Source organism: Microbacterium saperdae, from assembly GCF_006716345.1.
Classification (GTDB): Bacteria; Actinomycetota; Actinomycetes; order Actinomycetales; family Microbacteriaceae; genus Microbacterium; species Microbacterium saperdae.
Window position 1 is genome coordinate 2,873,626 of sequence record NZ_VFOX01000001.1, and the last position, 13,995, is coordinate 2,887,620.

The following is a 13,995-nucleotide window of genomic DNA, read 5'->3' on the forward strand; positions in this document are numbered from 1 at the left end:
AGAACACCCCACCTGTGGCACCGCCCGGGTATCTTAGAAGGAAGCGACCTACGACACCCTTTTGGAGTGAGGCCCACCAATGAGCAACTTCGCATTCAACAACCCTGCGTTCAAGCAGCAGGATCCGCGCAATGTCGCGACCTACCCGGGCGGACCGCAGGCTGCTCAGGGTGCACAGAACGCCTCCTTCCAGCACGCCGGAATCGACGCCGCGACCAACGCGCAGCTCGAGGGCATGTACGCCGCTCCCCCGGCCGGAGCCATCGAGACCGACCGCATGAGCGTCGAGGACACGGTCTGGAAGACCGCCGGCCTGTTCGCCATCCTCCTGGTCACCGCTGCCGTGGGCTGGGTCTGGACGCTCGGCGGCGTCGCCGCCCCCGCGTACAACCCGTACAGCGACTTCCAGCCGAACATGCTGCCGTGGATCGTCGGCGCGCTCGCCGGCTTCGTCCTCGCGATGGTCATCACCTTCACGTCGCGCAAGAAGGTGCGTCCGGCCCTGATCTTCGCCTACGCCGCATTCGAGGGTCTCTTCATCGGTGGCATCTCGGCCTTCTTCGAGGTCCTGTACCCGGGAATCGTCGTCCAGGCGACGCTCGCGACCGTCTCGGTCGTCGGAGTGACCCTGGCCCTCTTCGCGAGCGGCAAGATCCGCGCGTCGAAGAAGGCGACCAAGATCTTCATGATCGCGATGATGGGCTACCTCGTCTTCTCGCTCCTGAACGTGGTCCTGATGTGGACCGGTATCAACGACAACGCATTCGGACTCCTCAGCGCCAAGCCGTTCCTCGGCATTCCGCTGGGTCTGATCATCGGCGTTCTCGTCGTCATCATGGCCGCGTACTCGCTGGTGCTGGACTTCGACCAGATCCAGCAGGGCGTCCGCAACGGCGCTCCCCGCCAGTACGGCTGGCTCGGCGCCTTCGGCATCATGGTGACCGTGGTCTGGCTGTACATCGAGATCCTGCGCATCATCGCGATCGCTCGCGGCAGCAACTGACATCGACACACGAAAGAGGCCCGTCTCCGCGAGGAGGCGGGCCTCTTCGCATACCCGGACGGTGCAGCGCAAGGGGTTGGCTCAGGCGGCGTCCGCGCGCCAGAGTGAGGTGCACGAGCCCTGGCACCCTGGGGCTCACGAAACATAGGAGCTGACCATGAGCTTTCTCGGATTCCTTCTTCTCGGCCTCATCGCCGGAGCCATCGCGAAGCTGATCCTTCCCGGCAAGCAGGGCGGCGGATGGTTCATCACCCTGCTGCTCGGCGTCGTCGGCGCCTTCCTCGGCGGATGGCTCGGCAGCCTGATCCTGAACCGCCCTCTCACGGAGTTCTGGGACCTCGGCACCTGGCTCCTCGCCATCGGCGGCTCGATCATCGTGCTGCTGATCTACGGCCTGATCGTCGGCCGCGGCCAGAAGGTTCGCGACTGACCGCACAGCGGTGACATGAGCCGCCCTCCTCGTCTGCACGTCGGATGAGGAGGGCGGCTCTTCGCGTGAGGGCGATCAGCGTCCCGCGGCCTTGGCCTCGAGCAGAGCGCGCTCACGGTCGTTTCCGGCCAGGGCAGCCGCGACGGCGAATTCACTCCGCGCCTCCTTGTCTCGTCCCAGCCGCAGCAGGAGTTCGGCCCTGGTCGCGGGCAGCAGGTGGTATCCGGCCAGCGCACCGGAGGCCGCGAGCTGGTCGATGATGCGCAGAGCGGATGCCGGGCCCGTCGCCATGGACACGGCGGCCGCGCGGTTGAGCTCGACGACGGGCGACGGCGCGATACGGCCGAGCGCCTCGTACAACAGCACGATGCGATCCCAGTCGGTCTCCTCGACCGAAGCGGCGACCGCATGGCACTCGGCGATCGCAGCCTGCAGACCGTAGGGGCCCCGCCCCGATCCGCGCGCATCCGCCGTGGCCAGGGCCGCGCGCCCGCGAGCGATCCTCCCCCGGTCCCAGCGGCCGCGGTCCTGGTCCGCGAGCAGCACGGGGTCGCCGTGCGCATCGACGCGCGCCGGGAAGCGCGCGGCCGTCAGCTCCATGAGCGCGACGAGGCTGTGCACGTCCCGCTCCCGCGGCATCAGCGCGGCGAGCACACGTGCGAGCCGGATGGCCTCGTCGCTCAGCTCCGGGCGCATCCAGTCGGAGCCGCTGCTCGCGGAGTGGCCCTCGTTGAAGATCAGGTAGAGCACCCCGAGGATCGCTCCGAGCCGGGCCGCGTGCTCCTCACGCGGCGGTACCTCGAAGGGCACGTGGGCTGCGGCGAGGGTCTTCTTCGCGCGCACGATCCGCTGCTGCACCGTCGCGGTCGGCACCAGGAAGGCCCGAGCGATCTGCTCGCTCGACAGACCAGCCACGACACGCAGTGTGAGCGCCACCTGCGCTTCGCGGGACAGCACGGGGTGACAGGAGATGAAGATCAGCCGGAGCACATCGTCGTCGACGGCATCCGGATCCCAGGGGGCCTCCGGAGACTCCGCCTGCTCGCGCTCCAGGTCATGGGCGATCGCGGCCATCCGCTCGTCGAGCCGCTCCTGGCGACGCCATCCGTCGATCGCCTTGCGTTTCGCGACCGCGGTGAGCCAGGCGGCGGGGTTGCGGGGCACCCCCTCGAGCGGCCACTGCCGAAGAGCGTCGAGCAGCGCCTCCTGCGCCAGATCCTCCGCGAGCCCGAAATCGCCGACGAGTCTCGTGAGCGTTCCGACGATGCGGGCGGATTCGATGCGCCACACCGCAGCGACGGCGCGCTCCGTCGACCCTGACCCGGGTGCGGAGCGCGCCGTCGCGCTGTCGGCAGACGTGTCGCTCATCTCACTGCTGAGCGCGACGCGCTTCTTCTTCTTCGCGCCAGCCCGCTTCCTTCTCGATCCACTCGTTGTCCGCCGGGAAGTCCGACATGTCGGTCACACGACGCACCTCGAGGAAAGAGCCCGGTCCGAGCGGGGCACGGCTCGCCCATTCCGCCGCTTCCTCGCGGCTCGAGACCTCGAGGATCCAGAAGCCGTTGAACAGCTCCTTGGTCTCGCCGTAGGGGCCGTCCGTGATCAAGGGCGTCTCCGCGCTGAAGTCGACGACGAATCCCTCGGCCGCATCCGTCAGCCCTTCGCCCGCTGCGAGGACACCGGCCTTGATCATGGACTCGTTGTACTTGCCCATGGCCTCGATGACCTGCTCGAACGGGATCTCCTTGTATGCGGCGACGGCTTCGTCGGTCGAGCGCATGATCAGCATGTACTTCATGAGGTTTCTCCTTGGTCGGTGGGCCGTCTGTCGACCCTCTCACTAAAGACGTCGAACGGAAACGACCGGGATCGACATCCCCCAGAACTTTTTCTGAAGATTTCTCTCCTCGGCTTCTAGACTCGCCCTCGTGCCCTCCGCAGAGCTCGCGACACGGATCCGTCTCGCCCTCGTCGACGCCGCCGATCCGACCCTCGCGCCCGCGCAGCAGTCGTACATGAAGTCCGCGATGCCCTTCTACGGGGTGCGGGTGCCGATCGTCCGGCGGGTGGTCTCGACGCACACGAAAGGGGTGGCGGATCCCGTCCTGCTCCGTGATGCCGCTCTGCTCCTCTGGCGCCGTGCCACACACCGCGAGGAGCGCTACGCCGCGACGGCGCTGATCGCGCTGCGGCCGCTGCGTGCGCGGCTCGACATGCTCCCTGTCCACGAGGAGATGATCCGCACCGGCGCCTGGTGGGATCATGTCGACGAGATCGCGCACCGGCTCACGGAGACACTCGACTCCCACCCGCGCGAGATGACTCCCCTGCTGCGGGAATGGTCCCGCGATGAGGACATGTGGATCCGTCGTGCCAGCATCATCGCGCAGCTCGGACGCCGCGATGCGACCGACCGCGACCTGCTGACCGCCGTGATCGACGCGAACGCCGCGGATCGCGAGTTCTTCATCCGCAAGGCCATCGGCTGGGCGCTGCGGGAGGTGACACGGACCGATCCCGAGTGGGTACGCGCCTTCGTCGAGGCCCGCGACCTGTCGCCGCTGTCCCGCCGCGAGGCACTGAAACACCTCTGAGCGGCCTTCCGGTCGCAGCCGGTCCGCGTCATGGCGCCGGGAGCGACCATCCTCGCGACCGGAGCCGAGGAACGCGACCGATCAGCCGCGACGCGAAGGACGCTGCACGACGTCGGCGATCACCGCGGTGAGCGCGGCGAGCGAGCGCTCGGGGCTCCAGGCGGCGGCGACCGCGGGGCCCTCCGCGCTCAGCCGGGTGCGCAGCTCGTGATCGACGAGCACGCGTCGCAGTGCCTCACCCAGCGCGACGACGTCGCCGCCGGGAACCAGCACTCCTCCGCCCTGCTCCAGCACGTCACGGATGCCGTACCGCGCGTCGTACGACACGACGGGCGCTCCGTGCAGGAGCGCCTCCACGATCGACAGCGGCTGCCCTTCGAACGCGGTCGCCGTCACCACGACGGCAGCGCGATCGAGCACACTCCCGGGGTCGTCGGTGTAGCCGGTGAGCACGATCCTGTCGTTCGCACCGAGTTCCTGGATCAGGGCGGCCAGGTGTTCCTGCTCAGGCCCGCCGCCCCAGATCTCCATCCGGGTACCCGGCACGTCGGCGGCGAGGAACGCGCGAATCGCCTGATCCACCCGCTTGCCCGGCGCCAGCCGCCCGAGTACGACGACGAGCCCGCTCTCCCGCAGGTCGTCGCGAGGCGAGACGGCAGGGATCGGATTCGGGACGACTGCGTGGTGCGCGCTCCCGCCGAAGCGAGCGACGACATCGTCGCGCTGGGTCGCCGTCGGCCAGACCACCGCGTCGAAGCGATCCGCGAGGCTGAGCCAGCGGGTCCAGAGCGCGTTCATGGGAGCGTCGGCTGTGTACGGCGCTTCCAGATGGATCGTGTGGATCGTGTGGATGATGCGCACCCGTGGATCCGACCAGGGGGCGATGAGCTCGCCGAGCTGGCGCGACTCGCAGATCACGACGATCGGCCGCGCGTCCAGCCCGGCCGCGATGTGCTCCAGCCACGCCATGTAGAGCCCGCCGAACCCCGCGACTCCCCCGACGACAGCACCGTCGGCGTCGTAGATCTGCACGGCCTCGCGGCTCAGGTGCCAGTCCGGGTCGCCGGAGATCACGGGAAGCGCGACGATCGGGTTGCCTGCGGCATCGGCGATCGTGCGGTACTCGATGTCGTCGCGTGCGACGATGCCCGGGTCCGCGGCCGCGCGCAGCCACGCCGCCGCCCCGCCCCCATCGGCGCCCGCCTCGTCGAACAGGTTGCGCAGTCGCGAGACGTCGGCCACGGCACCACGCTGCCGGAACGTCTCCCGATGCTCGGCATGCGCCGCGATCGTTCCCGGGTCGAAGGTCAGCAGTTGCGGACCTGCTCCCTCGGCGACCCCGGCACCGGCGAGCTGCCGGGCGCGGGCGAGCGTCGCGATCGTGTACCCGCCGTCGAGACCCGGGATCAGCCGGCTCGACAGGACCAGGTATTCGGCGTCGGGACGACCCGACGCCGCACCGGAGAGCATCGCGCTCCCTACTCCCACTCGATCGTTCCCGGCGGCTTCGACGTCACGTCGAGCACGACGCGGTTGACGTCGCGGACACCGTTGGTGATGCGGTTGGAGATCTTCGACAGCACGTCATACGGCAGACGCGTCCAGTCGGCGGTCATGGCGTCCTCACTCGACACCGGACGCAGCACGATCGGGTGGCCGTACGTGCGACCGTCGCCCTGCACCCCCACCGAGCGAACGTCCGCGAGCAGGACGACCGGGCACTGCCAGATCTCCTGGTCGAGGCCGGCCTTCGTCAGCTCCTCGCGGGCGATCGCGTCAGCCTCGCGCAGGATGTCGAGACGGTCCTGCGTGACCTCGCCGATGATGCGGATGCCGAGGCCGGGTCCGGGGAACGGCTGGCGGCCGACGATCGCCTCGGGGATGCCGAGTTCGCGGCCGATCGCGCGGACCTCGTCCTTGAACAGCGCGCGCAGCGGCTCGATCAGCTCGAAGTCGAGGTCGTCGGGCAGCCCGCCCACGTTGTGGTGCGACTTGATGTTCGCGGTGCCCGCACCGCCGCCGGATTCGACGACGTCCGGATACAGCGTGCCCTGCACGAGGAACTTGACCGGAGCGCCTCCAGAGGCCTTGGCCTCGGCGACGAGATCGAGCTGCACCTTCTCGAACGCGCGGATGAACTCGCGGCCGATGATCTTGCGCTTCTCCTCCGGGTCGGTCACGCCCTGGAGGTGACCGAGGAAGGTGTCGGCGGCGTCGACCGTGATGAGACGCACACCGGTGGATTCGACATAGTCCTTCTCGACCTGCTCGCGCTCACCCTTGCGGAGGAGGCCGTGGTCGACGAAGACCGCCGTGAGCTGGTCACCGATCGCCTTGTGCACGAGGGCAGTCGAGACGGCAGAGTCGACACCGCCGGAGAGGGCGGAGATGACGCGCGCGTCGCCGACCTGCTCACGGATGCGCTCGATCTGCTCGGCGATCACGTTGCCGCTGTTCCAGTCGGAGGCGAGGCCGGCACCCTTGTGCAGGAAGTTCTCGAGCACGCGCTGGCCGTGGTCGGAGTGCTTGACCTCGGGGTGCCACTGCACGCCGTAGAAGCCGCGCTCCTCGTTCGCGAAGGCCGCGACCTTCGTGGCATCGGTCGTGGCGAGCACCGCGAAGCCTTCAGGGGCCTTGGCGACCTGGTCGCCGTGGCTCATCCAGACGTTCTGCTCCACGGGCTGTCCGCCCAGCAGGGTTCCGCCGTCACCCGTGATCACGGCATCCGTGGCACCGTACTCGCGCAGCCCGGTGTTCGCGACCTCGCCGCCGAGGGTCTGGGCCATGTACTGGAACCCGTAGCAGATGCCGAGCGTGGGGACGCCGAGGTCGAAGACCGCGGGGTCGAGGCGCGGAGCACCTTCCTCGTACACCGACGAAGGGCCGCCGGAGAGGATGATGGCGACCGGGTTCTTCGCCGCGATCTCCTCCGCCGTGGCGGTGTGCGGGACGATCTCGCTGTAGACGCCCGCCTCGCGGACACGACGGGCGATCAGCTGCGCGTACTGCGCGCCGAAGTCGACGACGAGCGCAGGGCGCTGCTGGGTCTCGGACTGCTCGGTCAACGGACACCTTCCGGGGCGGTTCTCGGGTCGGTCGCAGCGCGGGACGAAGCGTCCGCGGCCTCCCTGGTGGCGAGGTAGGACTTGACGTCGCGGGCGACGATCGCCTCCATGATGAAGGACAGCAGCGGGATGACGCCGCCGAGCGCGAGCAGGATGAAACGCAGGAACGGCCAGCGCATCAGGCTCCACATCCGGAAGCACGCGAAGAGATACACGACGTAGAACCAGCCATGGGCCACGAGGATGAACAGCGACAGGTTGAGCCCGTCGCCCGTCGACTCGAGTCCCTCGGGGCCTTCGACGACCGGGGCGAACCAGAGCGGTCCGCCGGATCCTCCGGCGAAGAGCTCGAGGTGGATCGGCGTGTACTTCAGCACCATCTCGGCGACCAGCAGGAGCAGCATGACTCCGGTGATGATCGACGCGATCTGGTAGAACTTCAGCGCACCGCGGATCGCCGGAAAGCTGGCGACTTTCGGTTCGGGCATGGGTCCAGTCTAGCCGCCGCTGATCGAGCCTCGATCCGCCGCCCGTCAGGCGCTCAGGGCATCGGCGGACGCTCAGGGAGCCGGCGGGCGGGCGATCAGCAGCTCGGCATCGCCGCTGACCTCGATGCGCCCCGCCGACGCGGGCACGAGCACGGTCGCCCCTGCGGCGAGCGCAGTTCCCTGCACGGCGGCGACACCTCTGACCACGACGATGATCGAGAAGCCGGGGTCGATCACCGCGGCGCCGTGGAGCGGCAGCCGCTCCAGGCGGAAGTACTCGTCGGCCGGCCGCGGGAGCACCGAGCCCGCGGGCGGTGCAGCATGCACGAGCGTCCCCATGTCGACGGCACTGCGCGCCGTCGTGGTCACGGCGGTCAGCGCGAGGTCGAAGCCCAACCCGAGATGTCCTTCGCCGGGGCCGTCGATCGCGAAACCGTCCCATTCGAGCAGGATCGACAGGTCCTCCGGCTGCTGCAGCTCGAGCAGCAGGACACCGGCGCCGATGGCATGCAGCTCGCCCGCCGGCACCCACACCACATCGCCCGGCTGCACCTGAACCTCGTGCAGGAGTCCGAGGAGCGCATCGACGTCCTGACGGGAGACGAGATCGGCCAGGGTCTCGTGGGAGACCTCCTCGCGCAGACCGATGTGCACCGGTCCGCCCTCGAGGATGTACCAGGCCTCTGCCTTGCCGTGCGCGCGCCCGAGGTGCGAGGCGGCGAAGTCGTCGTGCGGGTGCGCATGCACCGGCAGCCGCTGACCGGCATCGAGCAGCTTCACGAGCAGACGTGCGTCCGCCCCCCAGCGCTGGGTGTGGGCCTCGCCGAGCCATCCGGTCGGGTCCGCGTCGATCGCATCGCGGAGCACGCGCCCGTCGGGGAGGGTGCTCAGCCCGAGCGACTCCTCTCCCCGGATCGTCGTGGTCGACGCGACCCAGTCCTCCGGCTCGCGTTCCGCACTGCCGGACTCACCGCGGAAGGCGGACAGCGCCGCTCCCCCGCGGTAGAAGCGCTCCGCAGGGCGGTTCGAGGAAAGGACGATCGGGTTCACGGCTGTTCTCCATCCTGAGCGTGCGCGGCGAGGAATCCACCGACGAAGGTGTCTCCGAGGCCGATCGTAGTGGGCGTCTCGACATCCAGCGAGAAGGCGGGCACCCCGGCGACATCCGCCACCGCACCCTCGACCGCCGCGACGAGGGCCGCCCCTCCGCGGTGGCGATCCATGGCGTCCGTCTCCGCGGCATCCGCGGCCGTGAATCCGTCTCCGAGGCGGTAGCGCGTGGCGGCCACACGCACCGCGCTCTCCAGCGCCGCGCGGTGCCCGGCAGCATCCCGCCCCACGGCGAGCGCCCAGTACCGGGTGTGCACGACGAGGGCGGGAACCGGGATGATCGCGTGGATCTCATGGAGCGCTCGGACCACATCGGCGGGATCGAGCAGGTCGACCGTGCGCCCGACGTACTCCTGCAGCTCGTCCTCGTTCATGCCGTACACGTCGATCGACGGGAGCAGCTGCGCCCGCACGGTCTCGGAGAAGGCGCGCGTGTAGAAGCCGGCGTCCTCGTAATAGACGAGGGCATCGGCCGGCAGCGCACGCATGGCCTGCTGCAGCTCGTCCAGTCGCCGGGCCAGAAGATCCTGATCCTGCATGGTGTTGAACCCCGACACGAGGAAGACCGAGGCCGTCGCGAGTGCTTCACCCAACGCGGGCGCCAGACGCATCTCCCGGTTCGGAGGATCATTGGCGAAGATCAGCCGGTTCGCGCTCGGCGAGAGGATGTCGGCGTCCATCAAGCGCACGTGGGCACCGACGGGGTACTGCACGATCAGGTGCGGATCGAGGGTGTCCTCCGTGGCGGATGAGACGAAGGACACCCCCGGCGGCAGCAGCCGGCGCACGTTGTCGTCGATGCTCACCAGATGCTGCACGCTGGGGATGCCGAGGCTGTCGAGTACGAGACCGGCCCGCACGCCGGTCCCGCCCAGCGTCACCGCGTACTCGAAGTGGGAGGAGAACGCCTCGACCACCTCCGACGATGCGACGAACCTCTCCGCCCCCGTTCCCGCCGCGACGAGGGCGAGGACGGCCACCAGGAGCGACCGCTCATCGACGATCGGCGCCGAGGCTGTCAGCTCGTGCCGCCGCACGCGATGCGCGAAGGCCAGCCGATCGAACACCGCGGAATCCCACCGCAGCTCGTAGTCGACTGTTCCGCCGAGCCCGAGCACGAGCTGCCTGTCCACGACTTCGCTCATCCGTCGATCGCCCTCACCCTCGAAACGCGTGTGCCGCTCAGTACAGGTCGGCCTTGCCGTCCGCACCGAACAGTCTGATCTTCTCAGCCGCCGTGACCTTCATGGCGGCGATCGGCTCGGGCTGGATCGCGTTCGGCTCACGCAGACGCTCGTCGGTGCCGAGGATCTCGCGCATGCGGTTGTGGTACGACACCTTGATGTCGCTCGAGATGTTGATCTTGTTCACGCCGAGCTCGACCGCACGGCGCAGTTCGGCGTCGGGGTTCGAGGATCCGCCGTGCAGGACGAGCGGGATGCCGACCGCGGCCTTGATCTGCTCGAGCAGGTCGTGGCGAAGCTCCGGGTTCTTCTCCGCGGGGTACAGGCCGTGCGAGGTGCCGATCGCGATGGCGAGGCTGTCGACGCCGGTCTCCTGCACGAAGCGCACGGCGTCATCCGGGTTCGTGTAGATGATCTCGGCGGCGCCGGACTCCCCGTAGCTGTCGTTCGCACCGATGGTTCCGAGCTCGCCCTCGACCTGGATGCCCACGGCGTGCGCGGCCTCGACGACCTTGCGCGTGAGGGCGACGTTCTCGTCGAAGGGGAGCAGCGAGGCATCGATCATCACCGAGGTGAACCCGGCCTTGATCGCCGTGATCATCTGCTCGTAGGTGCCGCCGTGATCCCAGTGGATCGCGACGGGCACGCTGGCGCGGTGCGCGCGGGAGTGCATGGCGGCGATCAGGTCGGTCGTGATGTGCGAGACCTCGTCCGGGTGGATCGCGACGATGACCGGTGCGGACAGCTCCTCGCTGATGTCGATGATGCCGTTGAACATCGCCCAGTCGCTGATGTTGAACGCCGGGATGGCGAAGTTGTTCTCGTTCGCGACGTCGAGGATGGATTTGCCGGTGTAGAGCACTTGATTTCTCCTGTTTCGTGGTGGTCGGAGCCCGGGACGGGACGTTGTCAGCTCTTCACGGACCCGGCGGTGAGGCCGCTGATGAAGTACCGCTGGAAGAAGAGGAAGAGGATGAGCACGGGGATCGAGCCGAGCACGCTCATGGCCATGATCTGGTTCCACTCGTAGGAGTGCTGCCCCATGAGGAGCTGGATGCCGATCGGCACCGTGCGCATGTCGATCGTGCGCGTCAGCGTCAGCGCGAAGAGGTACTCGTTCCACGCGATCATGAACGTGTAGATGCCGACCGAGACGATGCCGGGCACCGAGATCGGCACCAGGATCCGCCAGAGCGCGGTCATGGATCCCGCACCGTCGACCCGGACGGCCTCGTCGAGCTCCTTCGGAAGGGTGTTGAAGTAGCCGGTCATCATGATGATCGCGTAGGGCAACGTGAACACCATGTAGGTGAGGATCAGCCCGGCGTAGGAGTTGTACAGACCGAGCGCGACCATGAGCCCGAAGTACGGGATCAGCAGCGTGATCGGCGGCACGGCCTGCACGCTGACGATCACCACGTTCAGGATGCGCTTGCCCCGGAACTCGAACCGGCTGAAGGCGTAGGCCGCCTGGATCGCCACGATCAGCGTGAGGATGGTGACAGAGCCGGCGACGATGTAGCTGTTCAGGAAGAACCGCATCGTCTCGGGGTTCGTGAAGATCGCGACGTACGCGTCGAACGAGAAGGTGTCGGTCACCAGTCTCGGCGGGAGCTCGAAGATCTGCGTGTTCGACTTGAAGGAGCTCGAGAGCATCCACAGCACGGGACCCGCGGCGAAGACGGCGCCGATGATGAGGCCGATCGTGAGCGCGCCCTTGGACACCCGCTGCTGATTCTTGACGGTGAGAGCCATGGTCAGTCCCTCGCTTTCTGGTGACGGACGTAGAACACGGCGAGCACCATCGACATCAGCAGCACCAGGACGGCGGAGGTCGCGGCGAGCGAGAAGTCGTACTTGGCGAAGGCCAGCTTGTAGGTGAAGGTGCTGAGCACCTCGGTGACGTCGATCGGACCGCCGCCCGTCGTCATCCAGATGAGGGCGAACTGCTGCGAGGTCCAGATCAGGTCGAGCAGCACCAGGCTCACGATGATGGGGCGCAGCTGCGGGATCGTGACGTTCCAGAACCGCTGCACGCTGCTGGCGCCGTCGACCGTCGCCGCCTCGTGCAGCTCGGTGGGCACGCCCTGCAGACCGGCGAGCAGGCTCACCATGAAGAACGGATAACCCGCCCAGATGTTGATGAAGATGATGGTCCCGAGTGCGAGCTGCGGGGAGGCCAGCCATTCGATGTCGGTGTTGAGCAGGAAGTTGACGACGCCGTTCGGGGCGAGGAGCATGCGCCACAGCACGGCGATGACCGCGACCGTGAACAGCCACGGAAGAATGTAGAGCGCCCGGAAGATCGACCGCGAGAAGCGTCCGAGAAGCGGGCTGTTGAGCATCATTGCGAAGCCGAGGCCGAGGATCAGGTGCGCGACGACGCTCGCCACCGTGAAGAGGATCGTGTTGCCGGTCGCCTTCCAGAAGCGCGGGTCGGAGAGGATCTCGACGTAGTTCGCGATGCCGACGAACTCGGGCGACTTGTTCAGGATGACGTTGTCCTGGAACGAGTATCCGATCACCATGACGATCGGGACGATCATCAGCACGAAGAGCAGGATCATCGTGGGCGAGAGGAAGGCGTAGGACTCCGCGGTCTTGCGCAGCTGCCGGCGTCGGCGCGACGGTGCCACTCCGGTGACGATCACCTCGGTGTCGTCGGACGTTCTCATGGTCATGGGAACTCGGGCTCCTTGGTTGGTGGGTGCCGCACCGCGCTGGCGATGCGGCACCCGGTTCATGCGGGAGGAGGAGAGTTGGCTCAGAACTCCGCTTCCCAGGACGCTTGCGCCTTCTTGAGGGCGTCGGGGATCGTCTGCTGGCCGTCGAATGCGGACTGCAGCTGCTCTCCGAGCTGACGCATGAGCTCCTCTGCGACGGGGAGACCGGTGAACTCGTTCGCCGGGTATCCCGCCTGGTAGATGTCGAACGCCGTCTTGAACAGCTCGTCGTCGTTCACGAAGTCCGGCACCGACTTCGAGTTCCCCGGGAAGGCCTTCGCCATCGTCGAGAGCTCGGAGTTCGTCTTCTCGCTCATCAGGAACGACACCAGCTTGAAGGCGGCTTCCTTGTGCTCGGAGTTCTCGGCGACGCCGATGCCCCACGATGCGTAGGGGATGCCGCGTTCGCCGTCGTAGCCGTCCTCGGCGGGGATCGCCGAGATCGAGAACTTCAGGTCGGGGTTCGTCTCGCGGATCAGGTTGATGTGCGCGAGCGAGTCGATCATCATGCCGGCACGGCCGTTGGTGAACTCCTCGACCTTGTCCTGCTCCTTCATCGTGAAGGAGCCGGAGGCGATGACGCCGTCGTCCCACAGATCGCCGATGTACTCGACCGCGGAGGTGACGTCGTCGTTGGTGAGGTCGGGCTGCCCGTCCTTGAGCATCGAGCCGCCGGAAGCCCAGACCCACGACATGACGTCGTTCTGCACGCCGTTGGGCGCCTCGAGCGACAGTGGGAGCACCCAGCCGGAGACGTCGCCGCCGAGGGCGGTGACCTTCGCCGCGGCATCCGCGAACTCGCTGCGGGTGGCCGGAGGTGCGTCGACGCCCGCCTGAGCGAGCAGGTCGTCGTTCGTGAACATCGGGTAGACGAAGTTCACGACCGGGATCATGTACGTGCTGCCGTCGACCTGGATCTGGCTGGCCAGCTCGCTGTCGTCGTAGTCGTACTCCTTCATGAGCGCACTCAGGTCGGCGATCGTGCCCTGCGACGCGAAGTCGTTCACCCAGGCGCCGTCGAGACCGACGACATCGGGCATGGTGCCGGATGCCGCGCCGGCGAAGAGCTGCTCCTTGGTCGATGCGTACGGACCGCTGACCAGCTTGACCGTGATGCCGGGGTTGGCATCTTCGAACTCGTCGATGAGTGCACGGAACTCGCCGTCAGGCAGCTCGGGCTCCCACCACTGTGCGAACTCGATGGTGACGTCTCCGCCATCGGATCCATCGGTTCCGCTGCCGCCTGCCGAGCACCCCGCCACTGCCAGGACCGTCACGGCTGCTGTCGCTGCGCCGGCGAGCTTCAGAATGCGTCGCCCTCGCCCCACTGTGATCATCACTTCTCCTCTTCGAGATCGTGCCGCATCACGCGCTTCAATGCTTGTTCATGCGGTTTTG

General features: G+C 67.7%; 14 protein-coding genes. 3 read left to right on the forward strand and 11 right to left on the reverse strand.

The window, feature by feature from the left end; all coding sequences use genetic code 11:
- Positions 1-79 precede the first annotated feature (79 nt).
- Together FB560_RS13585 and FB560_RS13590 are read left to right on the forward strand one after the other, a co-directional pair.
- Positions 80-1,003 carry a Bax inhibitor-1/YccA family protein gene (locus tag FB560_RS13585; RefSeq protein ID WP_141872864.1) on the forward strand — a complete coding sequence of 308 codons (924 nt, stop codon included), beginning with the start codon at positions 80-82 and terminating at the stop codon, positions 1,001-1,003.
- 157 nt (positions 1,004-1,160) lie between these two features.
- Entirely contained in the window at positions 1,161-1,433 is a 273-nt protein-coding gene (locus tag FB560_RS13590; RefSeq protein WP_141872865.1) for a GlsB/YeaQ/YmgE family stress response membrane protein, read from the forward strand.
- A 75-nt stretch (positions 1,434-1,508) separates the two neighbouring features.
- Here the strand turns inward: FB560_RS13590 and FB560_RS13595 are convergent, their stop codons facing one another.
- Together FB560_RS13595 and FB560_RS13600 are read right to left on the reverse strand one after the other, a co-directional pair.
- Positions 1,509-2,801: an RNA polymerase sigma factor gene (locus tag FB560_RS13595; RefSeq protein ID WP_141872866.1), complete on the reverse strand. Its 1,293-nt coding sequence runs from the start codon at positions 2,799-2,801 to the stop codon at positions 1,509-1,511.
- A gap of 1 nt (position 2,802) precedes the next feature.
- The gene (locus FB560_RS13600; RefSeq protein ID WP_141872867.1) at positions 2,803-3,231 is read right to left on the reverse strand and encodes a YciI family protein; all 429 of its coding nucleotides are present in this window, start codon (positions 3,229-3,231) and stop codon (positions 2,803-2,805) included.
- A gap of 130 nt (positions 3,232-3,361) precedes the next feature.
- Between FB560_RS13600 and FB560_RS13605 the strand changes: the two genes are divergently transcribed.
- The gene (locus FB560_RS13605) at positions 3,362-4,027 is read left to right on the forward strand and encodes a DNA alkylation repair protein (protein WP_141872868.1); all 666 of its coding nucleotides are present in this window, start codon (positions 3,362-3,364) and stop codon (positions 4,025-4,027) included.
- 81 nt (positions 4,028-4,108) lie between these two features.
- Here FB560_RS13605 and FB560_RS13610 read toward each other — a convergent pair whose 3' ends face one another.
- The 9 genes from FB560_RS13610 to FB560_RS13650 all read right to left on the reverse strand — a co-directional run bounded on the left by FB560_RS13610 (position 4,109) and on the right by FB560_RS13650 (position 13,934).
- Positions 4,109-5,497, reverse strand: a complete 1,389-nt coding sequence (locus FB560_RS13610) for a glycosyltransferase (protein WP_141872869.1) — start codon at positions 5,495-5,497, stop codon at positions 4,109-4,111.
- Positions 5,498-5,505: 8 nt separating this feature from the next.
- Positions 5,506-7,092, reverse strand: a complete 1,587-nt coding sequence (gene guaA, locus FB560_RS13615; protein WP_141872870.1) for a glutamine-hydrolyzing GMP synthase — start codon at positions 7,090-7,092, stop codon at positions 5,506-5,508.
- Positions 7,089-7,580, reverse strand: coding sequence for a DUF3817 domain-containing protein (locus FB560_RS13620; protein WP_141872871.1), 492 nt, complete (start codon positions 7,578-7,580; stop codon positions 7,089-7,091). The genes guaA and FB560_RS13620 overlap by 4 nt, the downstream gene beginning before the upstream one ends.
- 72 nt (positions 7,581-7,652) lie before the next feature.
- Positions 7,653-8,630, reverse strand: a complete 978-nt coding sequence (locus FB560_RS13625) for a class I mannose-6-phosphate isomerase (protein WP_141872872.1) — start codon at positions 8,628-8,630, stop codon at positions 7,653-7,655.
- Positions 8,627-9,835 carry an ADP-dependent glucokinase/phosphofructokinase gene (locus FB560_RS13630; RefSeq protein ID WP_229673055.1) on the reverse strand — a complete coding sequence of 403 codons (1,209 nt, stop codon included), beginning with the start codon at positions 9,833-9,835 and terminating at the stop codon, positions 8,627-8,629. Before FB560_RS13630 ends, FB560_RS13625 begins: the two co-directional genes overlap by 4 nt.
- 37 nt (positions 9,836-9,872) lie before the next feature.
- Positions 9,873-10,736, reverse strand: coding sequence for a ketose-bisphosphate aldolase (locus FB560_RS13635; protein WP_141872873.1), 864 nt, complete (start codon positions 10,734-10,736; stop codon positions 9,873-9,875).
- Positions 10,737-10,783: 47 nt separating this feature from the next.
- Positions 10,784-11,629 carry a carbohydrate ABC transporter permease gene (locus tag FB560_RS13640; protein WP_141872874.1) on the reverse strand — a complete coding sequence of 282 codons (846 nt, stop codon included), beginning with the start codon at positions 11,627-11,629 and terminating at the stop codon, positions 10,784-10,786.
- A 2-nt stretch (positions 11,630-11,631) separates the two neighbouring features.
- Positions 11,632-12,555 (reverse strand): carbohydrate ABC transporter permease, encoded by a 924-nt coding sequence (locus tag FB560_RS13645; RefSeq protein WP_141872875.1) that lies wholly within the window; start codon positions 12,553-12,555, stop codon positions 11,632-11,634.
- An 83-nt stretch (positions 12,556-12,638) separates the two neighbouring features.
- Positions 12,639-13,934 carry an ABC transporter substrate-binding protein gene (locus FB560_RS13650; protein ID WP_141872876.1) on the reverse strand — a complete coding sequence of 432 codons (1,296 nt, stop codon included), beginning with the start codon at positions 13,932-13,934 and terminating at the stop codon, positions 12,639-12,641.
- Positions 13,935-13,995 lie beyond the last annotated feature (61 nt).

What these genes read in the sequence shown, in the direction of transcription:
- FB560_RS13585 (WP_141872864.1), top strand. Translation starts at nt 80, where the DNA reads ATGAGCAACTTCGCATTCAACAACCCTGCGTTCAAGCAGCAGGATCCG.
- FB560_RS13590 (WP_141872865.1), top strand. Translation starts at nt 1,161, where the DNA reads ATGAGCTTTCTCGGATTCCTTCTTCTCGGCCTCATCGCCGGAGCCATC.
- FB560_RS13595 (WP_141872866.1), bottom strand. Translation starts at nt 2,801, where the DNA reads ATGAGCGACACGTCTGCCGACAGCGCGACGGCGCGCTCCGCACCCGGG.
- FB560_RS13600 (WP_141872867.1), bottom strand. Translation starts at nt 3,231, where the DNA reads ATGAAGTACATGCTGATCATGCGCTCGACCGACGAAGCCGTCGCCGCA.
- FB560_RS13610 (WP_141872869.1), bottom strand. Translation starts at nt 5,497, where the DNA reads ATGCTCTCCGGTGCGGCGTCGGGTCGTCCCGACGCCGAATACCTGGTC.
- FB560_RS13620 (WP_141872871.1), bottom strand. Translation starts at nt 7,580, where the DNA reads ATGCCCGAACCGAAAGTCGCCAGCTTTCCGGCGATCCGCGGTGCGCTG.
- FB560_RS13630 (WP_229673055.1), bottom strand. Translation starts at nt 9,835, where the DNA reads ATGAGCGAAGTCGTGGACAGGCAGCTCGTGCTCGGGCTCGGCGGAACA.
- FB560_RS13640 (WP_141872874.1), bottom strand. Translation starts at nt 11,629, where the DNA reads ATGGCTCTCACCGTCAAGAATCAGCAGCGGGTGTCCAAGGGCGCGCTC.
- FB560_RS13645 (WP_141872875.1), bottom strand. Translation starts at nt 12,555, where the DNA reads ATGACCATGAGAACGTCCGACGACACCGAGGTGATCGTCACCGGAGTG.
- FB560_RS13650 (WP_141872876.1), bottom strand. Translation starts at nt 13,934, where the DNA reads ATGATCACAGTGGGGCGAGGGCGACGCATTCTGAAGCTCGCCGGCGCA.